Source organism: Nocardia xishanensis NBRC 101358, from assembly GCF_001613365.1.
Classification (GTDB): Bacteria; Actinomycetota; Actinomycetes; order Mycobacteriales; family Mycobacteriaceae; genus Nocardia; species Nocardia xishanensis.
Genome location: NZ_BDCF01000022.1, coordinates 82,159 through 100,448 on the forward strand (window position 1 = coordinate 82,159; position 18,290 = coordinate 100,448).

13 protein-coding genes, 1 tRNA gene and 1 pseudogene are annotated in these 18,290 nt (G+C 69.7%); 9 read left to right on the forward strand and 6 right to left on the reverse strand.

The features are described 5' to 3' along the window. Positions 1–54: 54 nt before the first annotated feature. The 4 genes and pseudogenes from NX1_RS38825 to NX1_RS19190 all read left to right on the forward strand — a co-directional run. Positions 55–1,947: pseudogene (locus NX1_RS38825) on the forward strand (Lhr family ATP-dependent helicase); the annotation flags it as partial. A gap of 15 nt (positions 1,948–1,962) precedes the next feature. Beyond that, on the forward strand, positions 1,963–2,742 hold the full coding sequence (locus NX1_RS19180; protein ID WP_068061084.1) for a DNA-formamidopyrimidine glycosylase family protein: 780 nt from the start codon (positions 1,963–1,965) through the stop codon (positions 2,740–2,742). 190 nt (positions 2,743–2,932) lie between these two features. After that, positions 2,933–4,888, forward strand: a complete 1,956-nt coding sequence (locus NX1_RS19185; RefSeq protein WP_068061087.1) for an FAD-dependent oxidoreductase — start codon at positions 2,933–2,935, stop codon at positions 4,886–4,888. Then, positions 4,885–5,139, forward strand: a complete 255-nt coding sequence (locus NX1_RS19190) for a hypothetical protein (RefSeq protein ID WP_068061091.1) — start codon at positions 4,885–4,887, stop codon at positions 5,137–5,139. The genes NX1_RS19185 and NX1_RS19190 overlap by 4 nt, the downstream gene beginning before the upstream one ends. Before the next feature lie 285 nt (positions 5,140–5,424). On the opposite strand, the gene NX1_RS36420 is transcribed toward NX1_RS19190, so the two are convergent. Next, the gene (locus NX1_RS36420) at positions 5,425–5,562 is read right to left on the reverse strand and encodes a hypothetical protein (RefSeq protein ID WP_157119857.1); all 138 of its coding nucleotides are present in this window, start codon (positions 5,560–5,562) and stop codon (positions 5,425–5,427) included. A gap of 662 nt (positions 5,563–6,224) precedes the next feature. On the opposite strand from NX1_RS36420, the gene NX1_RS19200 reads away from it, so the two are divergent. Further along, positions 6,225–6,581: a helix-turn-helix domain-containing protein gene (locus NX1_RS19200; protein WP_068061097.1), complete on the forward strand. Its 357-nt coding sequence runs from the start codon at positions 6,225–6,227 to the stop codon at positions 6,579–6,581. Between the two features lie 27 nt (positions 6,582–6,608). Here the strand turns inward: NX1_RS19200 and NX1_RS19205 are convergent, their stop codons facing one another. Genes NX1_RS19205 through NX1_RS19215 form a run of 3 tightly spaced genes read right to left on the reverse strand, consistent with a single transcriptional unit; the run spans position 6,609 to position 9,728 of the window. After that, complete coding sequence (locus tag NX1_RS19205) at positions 6,609–6,983, reverse strand: DUF742 domain-containing protein (protein ID WP_068061099.1); 375 nt, start codon at positions 6,981–6,983, stop codon at positions 6,609–6,611. Then, positions 6,980–7,405: a roadblock/LC7 domain-containing protein gene (locus tag NX1_RS19210; RefSeq protein WP_068061101.1), complete on the reverse strand. Its 426-nt coding sequence runs from the start codon at positions 7,403–7,405 to the stop codon at positions 6,980–6,982. Before NX1_RS19210 ends, NX1_RS19205 begins: the two co-directional genes overlap by 4 nt. Then, positions 7,383–9,728 carry a sensor histidine kinase gene (locus tag NX1_RS19215; RefSeq protein WP_068061104.1) on the reverse strand — a complete coding sequence of 782 codons (2,346 nt, stop codon included), beginning with the start codon at positions 9,726–9,728 and terminating at the stop codon, positions 7,383–7,385. Before NX1_RS19215 ends, NX1_RS19210 begins: the two co-directional genes overlap by 23 nt. A gap of 927 nt (positions 9,729–10,655) precedes the next feature. On the opposite strand from NX1_RS19215, the gene NX1_RS19220 reads away from it, so the two are divergent. Then, positions 10,656–14,129, forward strand: a complete 3,474-nt coding sequence (locus NX1_RS19220; RefSeq protein ID WP_068061206.1) for an indolepyruvate ferredoxin oxidoreductase family protein — start codon at positions 10,656–10,658, stop codon at positions 14,127–14,129. Between the two features lie 98 nt (positions 14,130–14,227). Next, entirely contained in the window at positions 14,228–14,509 is a 282-nt protein-coding gene (locus tag NX1_RS19225; RefSeq protein ID WP_068061107.1) for a hypothetical protein, read from the forward strand. Between the two features lie 54 nt (positions 14,510–14,563). Here the strand turns inward: NX1_RS19225 and NX1_RS19230 are convergent. Together NX1_RS19230 and amaB are read right to left on the reverse strand one after the other, a co-directional pair. After that, a tRNA-Met gene (locus NX1_RS19230) sits at positions 14,564–14,637 on the reverse strand. 63 nt (positions 14,638–14,700) lie between these two features. Further along, on the reverse strand, positions 14,701–16,230 hold the full coding sequence (gene amaB, locus NX1_RS19235; RefSeq protein ID WP_068061110.1) for an L-piperidine-6-carboxylate dehydrogenase: 1,530 nt from the start codon (positions 16,228–16,230) through the stop codon (positions 14,701–14,703). Positions 16,231–16,351: 121 nt separating this feature from the next. Between amaB and NX1_RS19240 the strand changes: the two genes are divergently transcribed. Both NX1_RS19240 and lat read left to right on the forward strand, forming a co-directional pair. Next, complete coding sequence (locus tag NX1_RS19240) at positions 16,352–16,804, forward strand: Lrp/AsnC family transcriptional regulator (protein WP_040686931.1); 453 nt, start codon at positions 16,352–16,354, stop codon at positions 16,802–16,804. 64 nt (positions 16,805–16,868) lie between these two features. Continuing rightward, positions 16,869–18,218 (forward strand): L-lysine 6-transaminase, encoded by a 1,350-nt coding sequence (gene lat / locus NX1_RS19245; RefSeq protein ID WP_068061113.1) that lies wholly within the window; start codon positions 16,869–16,871, stop codon positions 18,216–18,218. Positions 18,219–18,290 lie beyond the last annotated feature (72 nt).

The following is an 18,290-nucleotide window of genomic DNA, read 5'->3' on the forward strand; positions in this document are numbered from 1 at the left end:
GGCGGCGCCGACGGGTGGACGGCGGATGCGGGTGCGGCCGACGAGCCGGCGCCACCGGTCGGCGATCCGCGTCCCTGGTTCGCCGAACTCGCGAAAGCCCGCCGCGCGCTGGAAGTCTCGTTCGCGGGCAAGACCTGGTGGGTGGCCGTCGAGGACGCCTCACGCCTGCGCGACGCGCTCGGCGTCCCGCTGCCGATCGGCACGCCCGCCGCGTTCATCGAACCGGTCGCCGACCCGCTCGGCGACCTGGTCGGCCGCTACGCCCGCACGCACGGGCCGTTCACCACCGAGGCCGTCGCGGCGCGCTTCGGCATCGGCCCCGCTGTCGCCGCCGCGGCACTGCATCGCCTGGTGGCCGAAAAGCGCGCGGTGGAAGGTGAATTCACGCCGGGTGCCAGCGGCGCCGAATGGTGCGACACCCAGGTGCTGCGGCGGCTGCGACGGCGGTCGCTCGCCGCGGCGCGGCACGAGGTGGAACCCGTCGCGACCGCGGCATTCGGACGCTTTCTGCCGTCCTGGCAGCACGTCGAGACCAGCGAGCTGCGCGGCGTCGACGGCGTCGCGGCCGTGGTGGAACAGCTTGCCGGAGTGCCCATTCCGGCCTCGGCGTGGGAGTCGCTGATCCTGCCCGCCCGCGTCCGCGACTATTCGCCCGCGATGTTGGACGAGCTGATGGCCGCCGGTGAGGTGGTGTGGTCGGGGCACGGCGCCATCACGGCCAAGGACGGGTGGATCGCGCTGCACTTGGCCGAGCAGGCCTCGTTCACGCTGGCGCCGCCGGACGAGATCGAGCTCTCCGAGGCGCACCTCCGTTTGCTCGACGCGCTGGGTGCGACATTGGCGCCGCGCACGTCGCTGATCTCGGACTCGCCGGGCCGAGACGACGTGGCGCCACTCGCCGCCGACGCGCCGACGAAATCCGCCGGGGAGGCGGCGGTGTCACTCGATGGGGACAAAAGCCCGGCAGGTGATCGCGCGCGGCTCGGCGAGCCCGTTCGGCTGCCCCCCGTCTTGCACGGTGGCGGCGCGTATTTCTTCCGTCAGCTCTCCGACGCCACCGGCCTGCTGGACGATACGGCGGTGGCCGCGGCGCTGTGGGAACTGGTGTGGGCGGGCGTGGTTTCCGGCGACACCTTCGCACCGGTGCGCGCCTTGCTCGCCGGCACCTCGCGCACCACGACCGCGCATCGGACCCCGCGTCGCGCGCCGCGCGGCCGCGCCTACCTGCCCCGGCCGAGCATGCCGACCCGGTCCGGCCCGCCCGCGGTCGCCGGGCGCTGGTCGCTGCTGCCGGAACGCGTCGCCGACAACACGATTCGCGCGCACGCGACGGCGGACATGCTTCTGGAGCGCTACGGCGTGCTGACCAGGGGGTCGGTGCAGAACGAGGGCGTCGCGGGCGGTTTCGCGCTGATGTACCGGGTGCTCACCGAATTCGAGGACCGCGGCCGCTGCCGCCGCGGCTATTTCGTCGACTCGCTCGGCGGCGCGCAGTTCTCCACCACCGACGTGGTCGACCGGCTGCGCTCCTTCGACACCGACCGCGCCCGCTCCGGCGATACGGCGCGGCAGGGCAATGCGCTGGCGCTGGCGGCTTGCGACCCCGCCAATCCGTATGGCGCGGCCCTCGGCTGGCCGAAGGGTGATGGCGACAGCGGCCACCGCCCCGGCCGCAAGGCGGGGGCGCTCGTCGTGCTGGTGGACGGCGAGCTCGTGCTCTATCTGGAGCGCGGCGGCAAGACGTTGCTCACCTTCACCGAGGACCCGAACGCGCGCCAAGCCGCCGCCGCGGAACTCGCCGAGCTGGTCCGTCGCCGCCGGGTCGACTCACTGGTGATCGACCGGGTGGACGGAGAATCGGTGCACGGCAATACCTTCGCGGCTTTCCTCATCGAGGCGGGCTTCTCCGCGACGCCGCGCGGGCTGCGATTGCGGAGGCAACTGTGACGACGGGAGCGGTGCATGCCTGAGGGGGACACCGTCTTTCTGACCGCGCACCGGCTGCGGCTCGCGCTCGTCGGAAAGACGCTGGTGCGCAGCGATTTCCGGGTACCGCGTTACGCGACGGTGGATCTCGTCGGCGACCTGGTCGAAGAGGTCGGCAGCTACGGCAAGCACCTGTTCATCCGCACCACCACCGCGAGCATCCACACTCATTTGAAGATGGAGGGGGAGTGGCGTACCTATTGCGCGGGTGAGCGCTGGACGCGTCCGCGGGTGCACGCGCGGGTGGTGCTCGGCACCGACGACACCGAGGCCGTCGGCTTCTCGCTGGGCACCGTCGAGGTGTTGCGCCGCGCCGACGAGCACACCGCGACCGATCACCTCGGCCCCGACCTGCTCGGCCCGAATTGGGATGCGGCCGAGGCCGTTCGGCGGTTGGCGCGGCATCCCGCGCAACCCGTCGGCCTCGCCCTGCTCGATCAGCGCAATCTGGCAGGCATCGGCAACATTTACCGCAGCGAGGTGTGCTTCCTCCGCAAAGTGCATCCGGCCACCCCGATCGACGCGGTGCCGGATCTACTGGCCCTGGTCAACGAGGCGCACCGGGTGCTCACCGAGGCGGCGCACCGGCCACCGTGGCGAGCGCTGGTCTACGGCCGCCAGCGCCGTCCCTGCCAGCGCTGCGGCACCCGGATCGAGGTGCGGCCGCTCGCCGAGACGAACCCGGCCTCGGATCGCATCACGCAGCGCGAGCGCGGCATCTACTATTGCCCTCGCTGCCAACCGGAACCGGCCTGAGAGCGCCGCGCGACAGCCGTCCGGAAAGTTGTTCCGCATTCTCGGTTGATGCTGACCTTGTTCGGGTCAACGTGGTTGCTAATCTGTCTTTACGCCCGTAAATCTCCAGAGTAGGGTTCGAGCTCATCGAACTTATGTGAGCCGCAATTCCAATTGCGGCGCACATGTTTCCGGTCTCGGGGAGCAAACCATGGAACTCACGGCAGGGCAGCGGGCGGCGCTGGAGCTGATCTGCGACACGTTCGCGCCCGGCGACGGTCTCGCGCTGCCGCCCGCCTCCGAACTCGGGGTCGCCGACGTGGTGGTCCAACTGCTCTCCCGCAATCCGCGCGAGGCCGAACGCAAACAGGTGACGACGCTGCTCGGTCTATGGGATTCGCCGGCGCTCGGCCTGCTCGCAGGCATGGGTCCGCGCCGGTTCTCGACCCGCTCACAGGCCGATCGCGAACGGCTGCTGCTTCGCCTCGGCGAATCGCGGTTCGGGGCCAAGCGCGCGATCTTCCAGGCGCTCAAACAGGCCGCGCTGCTGGCGTACTACACAACGCCGGGACCCGACGGCAGCAATCCGCTGTGGAAGGAGATGGGCTATCCCGCTCCGCCCGGCCCGTTGCCAGGCGCGCCGAAGCCCGCCCTGCATCCGGTGCGGCCCGAGGCGGGCGGCACGCTCGACTGCGATGTGGTCGTCGTCGGTTCCGGCGCGGGCGGCGGCGCGGCTGCGGCGGTGCTCGCCGAGGCGGGTCTGGACGTGATCGTGCTGGAGCGCGGCGAGTACTACGACGACGCCGATTTCGGCGCGGGCGAACTCGACGCGCTGCTGCGGCTGTACGCGCCGGGCCCATCGGCCACCGCGGAAGGTCAGCTCACTCTGGTGGCGGGCACGTGCCTCGGCGGCGGCACGGTGGTCAACTGGAGCACGTCGCTGCGCACACCGGACGAGGTGCGCGCGGAATGGGCGAGTCTGGGCGCCACCCAGTTCGCCGAGGACGAATACGGCGCCGCGCTGGACGCCGTCGAAGGACGGCTCGGCGTCACCTACGACCGCTCACCCGGCTCGGCGCGTGACGGAGTGCTCGAGCGCGGACTCGCGGCGCTCGGCTGGGATGTCTCGCCGCTGCCACGCAATGTCACCGCGTCCTGCGACGCGGGCGTGGAATGCGGTCGCTGCGGCTACGGCTGCCGGCTCGGCGCGAAGCAGACCGTGACCAAGACCTGGCTGGCCGACGCGGCCGCGCGCGGCGCTCGCCTGGTGATCGGCGCCGACGTCCGGCGCGTCGAGGTCTCCGGCGGACGCGCCGAAGGCGTCAGCGCGGTCACCGCCGACGGCGCGGAGTTCACGGTTCGCGCCCGCGCCGTTGTGGTCGCCGCCGGCGCGGTGCAGACGCCCGCGCTGCTGCGCCGCTCCGGGTTGCGGAACAAGAACATCGGCGATTACCTGCGGCTGCATCCGGCCTCGGCGGTGTTCGGCGTCTTCGACGAGGAGATCCGGCCGTGGGAGGGCGGGTTGCAGACCAGGATCTCGCGCAGGCACAGCGATCTCGACGAGCGCGGCTACGGCGTGATCTACGAGACCGGCCCGCTGCACCCCGGCCTGCTGGTCGGCTTCATGAACTGGCGGGGCGGGACCGAACACCGCGCCGCCATGCTGGATCTGGCCCGCACCGCGGCCGTCGGCGTCATCACCCGCGACCGCGACCACGGGCGGGTCACAGTGGACCGGGCGGGCGAGCCCGTCGTCCGCTACCGGCTCTCCGAGCGCGACCGGGCGCACCTGCACACCGGAATCGCCGGCGCGGCGAGCATTCTCGAGGCGGCGGGCGCGCGACGCGTGTTCTCCGGCCATCAGGCGGGCGCGGCGTACGAGCCCGGGGTCAGCGGCTCGCACGAGGAATTCGTCGCGGCCTGCCTCGCGGCCGGATACGAACCGGGTCGCTGCGGCATGGGCGCGCTGCACATCATGGGCTCGGCGCGGATGGGCGGCTCCCGCGACATGTCGGCGACCGATCCCGACGGCGCGACCTGGGAGGTGCCCAACATCGTCGTCGCGGACGCGTCCTGCTTCCCGACGGCGTCCGGGGTGAACCCGATGGTGTCGATCGAGGCGATCGCCCTCATGAACGCGAAACGTCTTGTCGCGCGGCTGAGTTGAGCGCGGGTCCGGTCACCACCGCCAGCGTCGGCGACATGATCACCACCCGCGAAAACGCCTACCGGCTGCGGATCTCGGCGACCGATCACGTCCGCAACGGCTACCGCTGGAGGGTGCGCACCGTGCACCCGGATGGTCGTATCACCGCCGCCCACGTCGGATCCGGGCGTCTGGTGACCCTGCCCGCGGACTACGTCACGACCCGCACCACCCTCGGCTACGCCTCCACCATCGACGCCGCCAGGGTTTGACCGTCGACACCGCCCACACCGTGCTGACTGGCGGCGAATCCCGCCAGCAGACCTACGTCGCGCTCACCCGTAGCCGCCGCGAAAACCACATGTACGTCGCGACCGCTCACACCGGCGACGCCGCCGCCCCGCAAACCTTCGAGGCGATCAACCCGGCCATCTACCTCGACGTGCTCACCGGCAAATGGCACCCGACCTCGACGAACGACAGAGCGAGGACGTCGAGGCTTTCGCCCGCGCTCTGTCGACCGTGCGATCCGCGCCGACGAGGTCCAGCAGCGCCGGTCAGAAACCAACCGTGCACGCGATGAGCGCCACCTCGACAACGCACTCGCCGAACAGCAACGCCGCGCCGAACTCCCCGAACACCACCGCGACCTCGAGAACCGGGCCCGCGCGCATCTCGACCACGAAGCCGAGCACGCAGTCGACACCCCGACGCCGAAGAAGACGCCGCGCAAGACGCGCAGCTATACCCCGCGTACCTGGCGCGCCTTTCCGACCCACGACCACGGAATCGGCGGCGGCCGCGGAGTCGGCGGCGGCGGAATCGGCCCGTAGCACCGAGAGGGAGCTCCTCGGCACCTTGCGTTGTCGCGTGCAGGTAAGCCTGTGCGTCCCCAGCGGCCGAAACGCCTCTACCGATGCGATATAAACACCCCCGCCGGTAGACGAAAATCTGTCGTGTCGGGTGTAGACATTACGTGCAGGCCGATATAGAGTCGCTGTCGTTCGAATTAATGCAGTCCAGAAGGCCGGGCAGGTGAACTGCCCGGAGAAGTAAGTTCCACCGTCCCCTTCCGGCGGCACGAGACAGACATCCGGTGCAGTCGGCCGGACCCGCCGGAAGGGGACGAAGCAACAGGCGAACAAGCGAGTCCGCAAACACTGTAGGAAGACCGGCGATCCAGGAGGTGGTCACTGAGTAGTCAGTTATCGATTCCGCATCCTGGGAGGCACCGGATGCGGTGTGTGAGAGCGGCCCTGACGGGCCGGTGAAAGCAATGAAATCATTCCCCCCTTCGTAGATCCCAGGCCCCGGCGCTACCGCGCCGGGGCCTGTCGGCGTTGACCCGAGAGGCCCTGTGCAACAACCGAACCCCCACCCCACCAGCGGCCCCAGTGCCGCCGACAAACTCGACGACGACGACTACCCCGCCTACTCGATGGGACGCGCCGCGGAAATCCTCGGCGTCACCCAAGCGTTCCTGCGCGGTCTCGACGCCGCCGAACTGCTGACCCCGCAACGGTCACCAGGCGGGCACCGCCGCTACTCGCGCTACCAGCTGCGCATCGCCGCCCGCGTGCGCGAACTCGTCGACGCCGGCAACGCCCTCGACGCCGCCTGCCGCATCGTCATCCTCGAAGACCAGCTCGCCGAGGCGCAACGCCTCAACACCGAACTGCAACACACCCTCGACCAGCGCACCGACCCCCACTGACGGCGCGATACCGGAGCACAGCGACGATCAGAGCGCCTCGATCCCTTTGAGCACGGCGCGCAGTACATCCATGTCCCGCGGACCGGCCTCGGGCGTCGGCTCGGGATCGCGGAAGTCGAGCAGGCCGTCGTCGATGAGGTCGCCGACCAGGATCTTGGTCGAGGTCAACGGCAGGTTCAGCTGCGCGGCCAGCTCGGCGACCGACTGCGGTTCGCGGGCGAGCCGCATGATCTCGGCGTATTCGGGTTCGTTGCGCCGCAGCGTCCGCGATCCGGCGCGCACCACGAGGGTGAGCATGTTCAGCTCGGCGCGGCCGCCGCCGGAACGCCCGTTGGTGACCGCGTAGAGGCGGACGAGGGGACCGGCCTCCTCGTCGAACCAGGACTCCCGCCGGTCGTTCATGGCCGTCGCGAACCGACCCCGTCGAGCGGTTGCGGACGCGGGTCGACCGACAGGTGCGCGCCGACGCGCTGCACGGTTTGGTTCATCTCGTAGGCGACCATGCCCATGTTCGCGTTCTCCGCGGTGAGCACGGCAAGGCACGCGTTGTCGCCCGCGGCGGTGATGAACAGCACCGCGCGGTCGAGCTCCACCACCGTCTGACACACACCGCCCGCGTCGAAATGGCTACCGGCGCTGCGCGCCACGCCGTGCAGGGTGGAGGCCATCGCACAGAAGCGTTCGGCGTCAGAGCGATTCATCGCCGTGCTGTGGCCGAGAAGCAATCCGTCGGTCGACAGCACGACGGCGTAGCGGACGTCGAGCAGCCGTTCGACGAGATCGTCTAGCAACCAGTCGAGACTACGGGGCTTGGAGGTCGTCACCGGCGCCTTCCTGCGGGTTGGAGTTGGTTGCGGTCGGGTCGTCGACGCGGTTCAGGCGACCCTGCCGGGTGCCGTTCTCGATGGCCGACATCAGCGTGCGCGCCTCCTCGGCGGTGCGCGGGCGAGTACCCGCCGCGCCGCCGGGCAGAGCGGCGGGCTCGGCGGAGCCGTCGGAGCGGCGGCGCCGCGGCAGCGCCGGTCGATCTCCTCCGGTGTTCGAGGCGGGCGGGATCTCGATGGGACTGGGTGCGGCGAGGACGGGAACGGGCGCGAAGCCGTTGAACGTCCCGTTGCTCGCCAGCGCGTGCTTTTCCTGGACGGGCTGGCTGTTGCGTACGGGCAGTTCTTGGCCGGTGGCGATCACCGCCGTCGGCACCAGCACGATGGCTCGCACTCCGCCGTAGTCGGATTCGGTCAGCCGCACCGAGATGCCCTGGCGCGCGGCCAGTTTTCCGACCACGAACAGGCCGAGCCTGGCATCGCTGGAGAGCGTGGCGACGCTGAAGTCGGGCGGGGAGGCCAGCGAGGCATTGCGTTCGGCCAGTTCGGCTTCCGGCATGCCGAGCCCCTGGTCGATGATCTCGACGGCCACGCCCTTGCCGACCAGCGTGCCGGTCACCTCGACCCGCGATTCGGGCGGGGAGAAGGCCGTCGCGTTGTCGGTCAGCTCCGCGATCAGATGCATCACGTCGGCCACCGCGGCGCCGGAGACGCGCACGTCGGGCAGCTTGCCGATCTGAATCCTGGTGTAGTCGAGGCTTTCCGCGACCGCGCTGCGCACCACCTCGACCAGCGGCACCGGATTGCGCCAGCGACGGCCCGGCTGCTCGCCGCCGAGGATGACGAGGTTCTCGGCGTTGCGCCGCGCCCTGGTGGCCAGGTGGTCGAGCTGGAAGAGCACGTCGAGCCGGTCGGGGTCCTCCTCTTGGCGTTCGGCCTTGTCCAGCAGCGCCAGCTGGCGGTGCACCATCACCTGGTTGCGGTGCGCGATGTTGAGGAAGACCGCGGCGACGCCCGCTCGCGTCTTCGCCTCGGCGACCGCAGCCGACACCGCCGCCTGGTGGGCGCGGTTGAACGCGTCGGCCACCTGACCGATCTCGTCGCCGCCGTAATCGAGGCGCGCGAGTTCCCGCGCGTCGACATCGGCACCCTCGCCGAGCTGACGGATGGTCTCGGGCAGCCGCTCGTCGGCCAGCTCGAGGGTGTCGCGGCGCAGCCGCTGCATGCGGCCGATGAAGCGGTTGGCCAGCAGCAGGGCGGAGAGGAAGGCGAGCAGCGTCAGCGCGAGCACGGCGAGGCCGCCGTAGAGGGAGTTGCGCGCGACGTCCTCACCGACGCGCTCCGCGGTGCGGTGGGCGTCGCGGCTCTGGTCCTCCCACAGCTTCAGCAGCTGCGAGCGAACGGCGGTGGCGGCCTGCTGCCATTCGCCGACGCCGAGCGGCAGCGGCGGCGGGGTGTCGGCCGCGCGAGTGGTGCGAGAGGTCGACTGCCTGCCGGAACTGTCGCTGGTGGAGCTGCTCGATGCGTCGGAATTCCCGGTCTTGGTGCCCCGCTGGAGGATCGCGTCCTCCATCGCGGTCAGCTGCCGCCAGGTGGGGCTCGCGGTGATCTCTTGCAGCTGCGCCTGCCGCTTGCCGGTCAGCACCGTGGTCGCGTAGCCGACCTCACCGCGGGCGTCGCCGACGTAGCCGCTGAACTCGCTGAACTGTTCGGGGCTGAACTGGTCGGCGATGAGCGCCGCCGAGCCGAGCGCGCTCGCCCGCGACACCGCTTCGGCCGCACGCAGCGCGTGCACCGCCTTGTACAGGTCGACGGCGATCTCGGCGTCCGGCGCCACCTCGGCGGCCAGCAGCGAGGCGAGCACGATGGTGTCGATGATCCGGTTGAAGGCGAGGAACACCTGCGCCGAGGGCACGGCGTGCGCGTCGATGCCGCTGCGCAGCGCGGGCAGCTGCTTGTAGAGCACGTCGTAGCTGTCGATCTCGCCCGCCACGTCGGGACGCAGTTCGGAGGCGGTCTCACCGAGCGAATCCAGCGCGGCCAGCGCGTCGTCGGAATTCTTGCGTGCGGTGGGCAGCGTGTGGGTCGCGTCGTCGTCGCCGGCCAAGTGCAGCAGCGAGGCGCGACGCTCCTCCTGGAACGCCTCGATCATCAGGATCGCCGGGGTGGTGACGGAAGTGGCCAGCTCGGCCCAAGATGCCGCGTTGCGACCGGATTTCACCAGGTACGCCGTGGCGCCGATGCCGAGCGCGAGCAGGGCGACGCTGGGAATGAGGACGATCGCCAGCAGCCTGGTTCGGACGCCGAGGGGGCGGGACCACATGCCGGTCGGTAATACGCTTTTGGTTTCGCTGCTTATCACCGATGTTCTTGCCTACCTCTGGGCGTCGCTGCCCCCGTGCGTAACCGGCCTGTGCCAGGTCGAGAACCGGCATAGCGCCGAGTACCCCGTGTCACCCTAGTCACTGAAAGATCGGCGACGCAATAATTTTCATCGAGCAAAGAGCAGGGTAATCGGCGGTCCCGGCATTCGGGTAACCCGGGGATATATTCGCAAGTGCTACCAATGTGAATGCGGTGGTCGCAATGTGTTTCGCGGGGAATTCCGCGAAACCTTACGTGCTGCAGCCGCCCTGGCGTTCGCCGGGATTCGCTGTGCTTGGCCAGGCGAATGCCGATCCGGCGGAGTATGCGGCGGCAAGATCGCCGACCAGGGTGGTGGCCCGCCTCGATCTTCCGCGGGCGATCGGTTTCGAGGCTGGCGGACAGACCCGCATCCGTATCCAGCGCGCATCGACGCGAGCTTCCGTGTCACCGGCCGGACGACGCCCGCTTCCGCGCCAAGCGGGCCCTTGGTCCAGATGACGCGCTCGGATTCGCGGCGTCTCCAGGTAGGCGTTGGCCCGGGCTGGGCAGAGGAACCGGTTGTGGGCGCCGGGCATCGGTCGCCGTCTCCGGCAGTGAGCCGATTCGGTACGCGCCCGGTTGGGTCTGGACGGTCGGGCGGTATCGCCGATATCGGCCGACACGCGTGAGTCCGTGATCGGCGGTTCGCCGCGGATCGTGGTAGCGGTCACATCGATCTCGCATCGTGCATAGCGTGTGCCCAGCGCTGACGGTTGGAATTGAGCAGAATGCTCAACTTATAGACTATCTATTGTTCATTCAGCGCTTTGGAGACAGGATGTCGGCACCAAGTGCTCAACGATGCGAAGCGCCCCGATCGGGCGCGGAGCGGATGGGTGGACCGATGACCGAGCTCGCCGACCGCGATCTGATCACCGCGCCGTACGACCTCGCCGACCGCTACCGGGTCGGCTCCGGCGCCGTCGTACTCACCGGAGTACAGGCGATCGCGCGCCAACTGGTGGAACAACATGTGCGCGATCTGCGGGCGGGTCTGCGGGTCGGCACTTTCGTCTCCGGCTATCAGGGCAGCCCGCTGGGCGGCGTGGACAAGCTGCTCGGCGGAATGCCCACCGTGCTCGCCGAACACGACATTTCCTTCGTGCCCGGCCTTAACGAGGAACTCGCCGCGACCTCGGTGTGGGGGAGTCAGGCGGAATTGCCCGCGGGCAACGCGACGCACGACGGCGTCGTCGGGGTCTGGTACGGAAAGGGTCCCGGCCTCGATCGCGCGACCGACGCGTTGCGCCACGCGAATATGTACGGCGCGAACGCGCGCGGCGGAATGCTGTTGCTGGTCGGCGACGATCCGGCCGCGAAATCCTCGACCGTGCCCGCGGTGAGCGAACGGTCGCTGGCCGCGATGAACATTCCGGTGCTCTTTCCCCGCAACGCGCGCGAGATCATCACCATGGGCCTGCACGGCGTCGCGCTGTCGCGGGCGTCCGGCTGCCTGGTTGCGCTGAAGATCGTCGCCGATGTGGCCGATGGCGCCTGGACGGTGGACGGTTCGGTCGGCGATGTCGCCATCACGGTGCCCGAGATCGAATGGGAAGGCGGACCCTTCACCTACCGGCAGCGGCCGATGGCGGCGCCCACCGACAGCGTCATCGCCGAGGCGAATCTGTACGGGCCGCGCTGGGAACTGGTGAAGGCCTACGCCACCGTCAACGAGCTGGACGCGATCGAGGTGAACCCGGCGCACGCCAGGATCGGCGTCGCCGCCACCGGAACCACCTTCGACGCGATGCGCCAGGCCCTGCTCGATCTCGGCGTGGACGACGCCGCGTTGTCGCGGGCCGGGGTCAGGTTGCTGCGTATCGGGATGCCGTTCCCGATCGCGCCCGAGCGGGTGCGGCAGTTCGCCGACGGGCTGGAGCGGATCGTCGTGGTGGAGGACAAGACCGCGTTCGTCGAGACGCAGATCCGTGAGATCCTCTACGGCCGCGCGGGTGCGCCGGAGATCGTCGGGAAGACCGACGGCGACGGGCGCACGCTGTTCGGTCCGGACGGCGAGCTCACCTCTGGTCGCATCGCCGGACCGCTGCGCCGGGCGCTCGACGGATACCTGGAGATGAAAAGGCCGCTGCCGCAGGCGCTGTCGCTGTCGGTGCTGCCCGCCAAGCGCGCGGCGTACTTCTGTAGCGGCTGCCCGCACAACCGCTCCACCGCGGTGCCGGAGGGCTCGCTGGCCGGTGGCGGCATCGGCTGCCACACCTTGGTGACCATGTCCGGCCGAGCCGACAGCGCGGTCACCGGCTTGACCCAGATGGGCGGCGAAGGCGCGCAGTGGATCGGGCAGGCGCCCTTCACCGACGTGGGCCACCTGTTCCAGAACATCGGTGACGGAACCTATTTCCACTCCGGCCAGCTCGCCGTGCAGGCGTGTGTCGCTGCCGGGGTGAACATCACCTTCAAGCTGCTGCACAACGACGTCGTCGCGATGACCGGCGCACAGGACGCCGAGGGCTCGCTGGGCGTACCGAAACTCACCCACAAGCTGAGCGTCGAAGGTGTGCGGCGGATCGTCGTCTGCGCCGACGAGCCGAAGCGTTACCGCAAGCGCGATCTCGCGCCTGGCACCCTGCTGTGGCACCGCGACCGGCTCGACGAGGCCCAGCGCATGCTGCGCGAGATTCCCGGCGTCACCGTGCTCATCTACGACCAGCACTGCGCGGCCGACGCCCGCCGCAAGCGCAAGCGCGGCGAGCTGCCGGTGCGCCGGGCCAGGGTGATCGTCAACGAGGCGGTCTGTGAGGGCTGCGGCGATTGCGGCGTCAAGAGCAACTGCCTTTCGGTGCAGCCGGTCGACACCGAGTTCGGCCGCAAGACGCGCATCGATCAGACCTCGTGCAACACCGACTACAGCTGCCTGGACGGCAACTGCCCGTCCTTCGTCACCGTCGAGCTGCCCGACCCGGCGAAGCGCGAGCGGCGCAAGGAAATTCGCCGCCCCGAGCCGCCGCGCCTGCCCGAGCTCGCGTTCGAGGCGCCGACCGGAACGCAGAACGTCTTCCTGGCCGGGATCGGCGGCACCGGCATCGTCACCGTGAACCAGGTGCTCGCCACCGCCGCGCTGCGCGCCGGATACGACGTGGCGAGCCTCGATCAGATCGGCCTCAGCCAGAAGGCCGGACCGGTCGTGTCGCACCTGCGCTTCGCGGCGGACGCGCTCGAGCCCGCCAACCGGCTCGCCCCTGCCTCCGCGAATTGCATCATCGCCTTCGACCTGCTCGCCGCGACCGACGCCAAGAACCTGGCCTACGGCTCGCCGACCGCGACCGTCGCGGTGGCCTCGACCAGCAAGACCCCGACCGGCGACATGGTCTACGACAAGTCCGTCGCCTACCCGGACGAGGCCTCGCTGCTGGCCCGGCTGGCGCGGGCGGCGAGGCTGGCGGGTTCGTTCGACGCGCTCGCCGCCGCCGAGGCGATCTTCGGCAACACCGCGGCCGCCAATTTCCTGCTGGTCGGCGCCGCGCACCAGAGCGGGGGACTGCGGCTGCCCGCGGCGGCGATCGAGGAGGCCATCGAGATCAACGGTGTCGCCGTCGCCGCCAACATCGCCGCCTTCCGCTGGGGCAGGCTCGCGATCGCCCGTCCCGCGGAATTCGCCGCCGCCACCGTGCGTCGCAAGACCGCGCCCGCGCGAGTGGCGCCGCCCGCGAACCTCTTCGACGGATTGACCGCGACCGGCGAGACACGGCGGTTGGTGGAGTTGCGGGCGGCCGAGCTGATCGGATTCCAGAGCGTCGCGGTGGCCCGCGACTACGTGCGCACCGTGCAGCGCGTCTGGGAGACCGAACGGCGGGTCACCGACCGCACCGAGTTCAGCGAGCAGGTGGCGCGCGGCCTCTACAAGTTCACCGCGTACAAGGACGAGTACGAGGTCGCGCGGCGGCTGACCGACCCGGCCTTCCTCGCCGAGGTCGCCGACCAGGTGCCCGAGGGCGCGAACCTCACCTATCGCCTGCACCCGCCCGCGCTCCGGGCGCTCGGCAGGCGGAAGAAGATCGGCATGGGTCCGCGCAGCCACTTCGCGCTGCGGGTACTCGCGAAGGGAAAGCGCTTGCGCGGCAGCAAGTTCGACCCCTTCGGCTACGCGCACATGCGCCGTGTCGAGCGGGAACTGCGCGCGCACTACGTCGGCATGGTGACCGATCTGGCCACCACCTTGGACGCGGCGGGCTACGACCGAGCCGTTCGCGCGGCTGGCCTCACCGACGTCGTGCGCGGCTACGAGGACGTGAAGCTCGCCAATATCGCGATCTACGCCGAGCAGTTGCGCGAACTCGGCATCGAGCCGCCGAGGATCTGAGGCCCGATGCCGGTCGCGCCGGTATCACGGCACTCGGCCGTGCAGCGCCATGCCCAGCGCGGCGTACTCGACGGCCCGCACCAGGTCGGCGCCCCGCGATGAAGTCGCCGGTGCCAGGCGCTTTCGGCGGCGATGTCTTTACCGGGAGCGAGAATACGGAGCGCGACGACGGCCTGGCGGCCGGGGTGGGCCGGATCGTCACCGATTCCTCGTTTCATCACTACGTCGACGTGAACCTGATCGGTGACCCCTGCGGCTCGACGCCGGACCGCCGCCGCGGGTTCGGTACGCCCTACCGCCCACCCGCACCGGGAAGCGTGCTCGCCGATCTCGGGACCTGCTACGTCAACACCGTACGGTGGCTCGCCGGATCGGGATAGTGCGAGAAAGGGCTCAGGCCAGAGAGATCGAATCTCTCTGGCCTGAGCCGTTTGTAGCGGGGACAGGATTTGAACCTGCGACCTCTGGGTTATGAGCCCAGCGAGCTACCGAGCTGCTCCACCCCGCGTCGGTGATTCCAACCTTACACATGCACAGGGCTTGGCGCCTAATCGGCTGGTCGGAAGGGGTTTCAGCCGAACTGGATGCCTTGGGCGAGGGGCAGTTCGGCGGAGTAGTTGACGGTGTTGGTGGCGCGGCGCATATAGGCCTTCCACGAGTCCGACCCGGATTCGCGGCCGCCGCCGGTGTGCTTCTCACCGCCGAACGCGCCGCCGATCTCGGCGCCGGAGGTGCCGATGTTGACGTTGGCGATGCCGCAGTCGGAGCCGTCGGCGGCCAGGAAGCGTTCGGCCTCGCGCTGGTCGCCGGTGAAGATCGCGGACGAAAGTCCTTGCGGCACCGCGTTGTGCAGCGCCACGGCGTGCTCGAAGTCGTGGTAGGTGAGCACGTAGAGGATCGGCGCGAAGGTCTCCTCGCGCACCACGGCGGTCTGCGCGGGCATCCGCACGATGGCCGGGCGCACGTAGTGGGCGTGCTCGCTGAAGCCGGGCACCGGCTCACCGCCGCAGATCAGTTCGCCGCCGTCGTCGAGGGCGCGGTCGATCGCCGCCCGCATTCCGCTGCGCGCGGATTCGTTGATCAGCGGGCCGACGAGGACTCCCTCGTCGAGCGGATTGCCCACGCGCAGTTGGCGATACGCGTTCGAAACCCGATCGAGCAGCGGCCCGACCACGTCGGCGTGCACGATCAGCCGCCGCAGGGTGGTGCACCGCTGCCCCGCGGTGCCCGCCGCCGCGAACACGATGGCCCGCGCGGCCAGCTCCAGATCGGCCGACGGCGTCACGATCGCGCCGTTGTTGCCGCCGAGTTCCAGCAGGCAGCGGCCGAAGCGCGCGGCCACCCGCGGCGCGACGATCCGGCCCATCCGCACCGAGCCGGTCGCGCTGAGCAGCGCGACCCGCTCGTCGTCCACCAGCCGGGCGCCTGCCTCGGAGCCGCCCTGAATCAGTTGGTGCACTTGCGGATCCGCGCCCACGTCGGCGGCGGCGCGGCGCAGCAACGTGTGACAGGCCAGCGCGGTGAGCGGGGTGGTCTCGGAAGGCTTCCACACCACCGTGTCGCCGCACACCAGCGCAATCGCGGTGTTCCACGCCCAGACCGCGACCGGGAAGTTGAAGGCCGAGATCACCCCGACGACGCCGAGCGGATGCCAGGTCTCCATCAGCCGGTGGCCCGGCCGCTCGGAGGGCATGGTGCGGCCGTACAGCTGGCGGGAGAGTCCGATGGCGAACTCGCAGATATCGATCATCTCCTGCACCTCGCCAACCGCCTCGGGGCCGATCTTGCCCGCCTCGAGGGTGACCAGCTGCGCCAGCTCGGACTTGTGCGCGGTGAGCAGCTCGGCGAGCCTGCGCACCACGGCGGCCCTTGCGGGCGCGGGCACCGTACGCCAGGCGCCGAACGCGGCGGCGGCGCGTCCGATCGCGGCGTCGACGGCTTCGGGCGGGTCGGCGGGCAGGGTGGCGAGCACGCCGCCTGTGATGGGAGTGCGGGCCGTCAGCTCACCCGGCTCGGGCGGCTCGGCGCCGAGACCGCGCAACAGGGTTGCCGCGCGGTCGGCGAGATCGCGGGTCAGCTGATCGCTCAGGGTGTTCGTCATCGGTTGCTCCGCTTCGGCTTTGGGTTCTGCTCGGGGCGTGCACCCGGTGCTGCCGGGTTGCCGGAAGTGAACGAGTCGGGGTTTTCGACACGAGCCGCGCTCGCTGGGTTAGCCTCCACTGATGGCGGATACACCGGCAAGACCCGTACTCGATGACATCGATCGCCTGCTGATTCGTGAACTGATGGCCGATGGTCGCGCCACCCTGTCGAACCTGGCCGAGAAGGCGAGCCTATCGGTCTCCGCGGTGCAGTCCCGGGTGCGCAGGTTGGAAGCGCGCGGCGTGATCCGCGGCTACACCGCGCACGTCGATCCGGAGGCCCTTGGACAGCTGCTCTCCGCATTCGTCGCGATCACTCCTCTCGACCCGTCGCAGCCGGATGACGCCCCCGCTGTGCTGCAACATATCCCGGGAATCGAGGCATGCCACTCGGTGGCGGGTGACGAGAGCTACGTGTTGCTGGTGCGGGTCGCTTCGCCGCGCCACTTGGAGCAGTTGCTCCAGGAGATCAGGGCGACCGCCAACGTCCGGACGCGCAGCACCATCATCTTGCAGACATTCTACGACAGGTAGCGATTTGGTGTAATTCCTACACAATGTTGTAGAGATTCCGTAAATATTTTCGTACCCTACTGGTGTGACCATCGAACTGGAGCGCACCCGATCGGGTGGTGACACGGCACCGGTCATCCCCGCGACCCGGGTACACGAGATCCTGTCGGCGCACATCCTCGCCGACGGCTTCGATTTGGTGCTGGACTTGAAGAACTCCCGCGGCTGCCGCCTCGTCGACGAACGCGACGGCAGCACCTATCTCGACATGTTCGGCTTCTTCGCGTCCAACGCGCTCGGGATGAACCATCCCGCGTTGGCCGACGATCCGGACTTCTGCGCGGAGCTGGCGACGGCCGCGCTGAACAAGCCGTCCAACTCCGATATCTACACCGTGGAGATGGCGCGGTTCGTCGAGACGTTCGTTCGTGTGCTCGGCGATACGCGGCTACCGCACCTGTTCTTCATCGACGGCGGCGCCGTCGCCGTGGAGAACGCGCTCAAGGTGGCGTTCGACTGGAAGAGCAGGCACAACGAATCCCACGGCAAATCAAGGGATCTCGGCACGAAGGTGCTGCACCTGACCGGAGCGTTCCACGGCCGGACCGGCTACACCATGTCGCTGACCAATACCGACCCGGTCAAGACCGACCGTTTCCCGAAGTTCGATTGGCCCCGCGTCGACACGCCCTACCTGGCGGCAGGCCGCGACATCGAGGCCGCCGAGGCGAACGCGCTGGACCAGATGCGCGGCGCGTTCGCCGAGAATCCGCACGACATAGCGTGTTTCATCGCCGAGCCGATCCAGGGCGAGGGCGGCGACCGGCACCTGCGAGCGGAGTTCCTGCTCGCCGTGCAGCGGCTCTGTCACGAGAACGACGCGCTGTTCGTCCTCGACGAGGTGCAGACCGGCGTCGGAATGACCGGAACCCCTTGGGCTTACCAGCAACTCGGCCTCTCGCCCGACGTGGTTGCCTTCGGCAAGAGGACCCAGGTGTGCGGCGTGATGGCGGGCGGGCGGGTCGACGAGATCGCCGACCACGTGTTCGCGGTCGGCTCGCGGCTCAACTCCACCTGGGGCGGCAACCTGGCCGATATGGTCCGCGCCCGCCGCATTCTGGAGGTGATCGAGCGCGAGGAACTCATCGAGCGGTCCAAGCCGCTCGGCGAGCACCTGCTGCGCAGGCTGGAGGAGCTGGCTGCGGCGCACCCGAGGGTCACCGAGGCGCGCGGGCGCGGCCTGATGTGCGCGATCGACCTGGCGACGGCGGAACTGCGCGACGCGGTGCTGACCGCGCTGCGCGAGTGCGAGCATGTGCTGATCATCGGCACCGGCGAGCGCGGCATCCGATTCCGGCCGCCGCTCACGGTCAGCGCGGCGCAACTGGACGCCGCCGTCGACGCCGTGGACAGGGTGCTGGGCTCGGTCGACTGACACGCGGGCCTCGGCGCTGATCGCGTGGATAGCCCGGAAATCGCTGTCCGGCCCGTAGGCTTCGCTCACATG

Excerpts from the sequence above, each read along its gene's own strand:
- NX1_RS19180 (WP_068061084.1), top strand. The coding sequence starts at position 1,963 with ATGCCTGAGGGGGACACCGTCTTTCTGACCGCGCACCGGCTGCGGCTC.
- NX1_RS19185 (WP_068061087.1), top strand. The coding sequence starts at position 2,933 with ATGGAACTCACGGCAGGGCAGCGGGCGGCGCTGGAGCTGATCTGCGAC.
- NX1_RS19205 (WP_068061099.1), bottom strand. The coding sequence starts at position 6,983 with ATGAACGACCGGCGGGAGTCCTGGTTCGACGAGGAGGCCGGTCCCCTC.
- NX1_RS19215 (WP_068061104.1), bottom strand. The coding sequence starts at position 9,728 with ATGTGGTCCCGCCCCCTCGGCGTCCGAACCAGGCTGCTGGCGATCGTC.
- NX1_RS19220 (WP_068061206.1), top strand. The coding sequence starts at position 10,656 with ATGACCGAGCTCGCCGACCGCGATCTGATCACCGCGCCGTACGACCTC.
- NX1_RS19225 (WP_068061107.1), top strand. The coding sequence starts at position 14,228 with ATGAAGTCGCCGGTGCCAGGCGCTTTCGGCGGCGATGTCTTTACCGGG.
- amaB (WP_068061110.1), bottom strand. The coding sequence starts at position 16,230 with ATGACGAACACCCTGAGCGATCAGCTGACCCGCGATCTCGCCGACCGC.
- NX1_RS19240 (WP_040686931.1), top strand. The coding sequence starts at position 16,352 with ATGGCGGATACACCGGCAAGACCCGTACTCGATGACATCGATCGCCTG.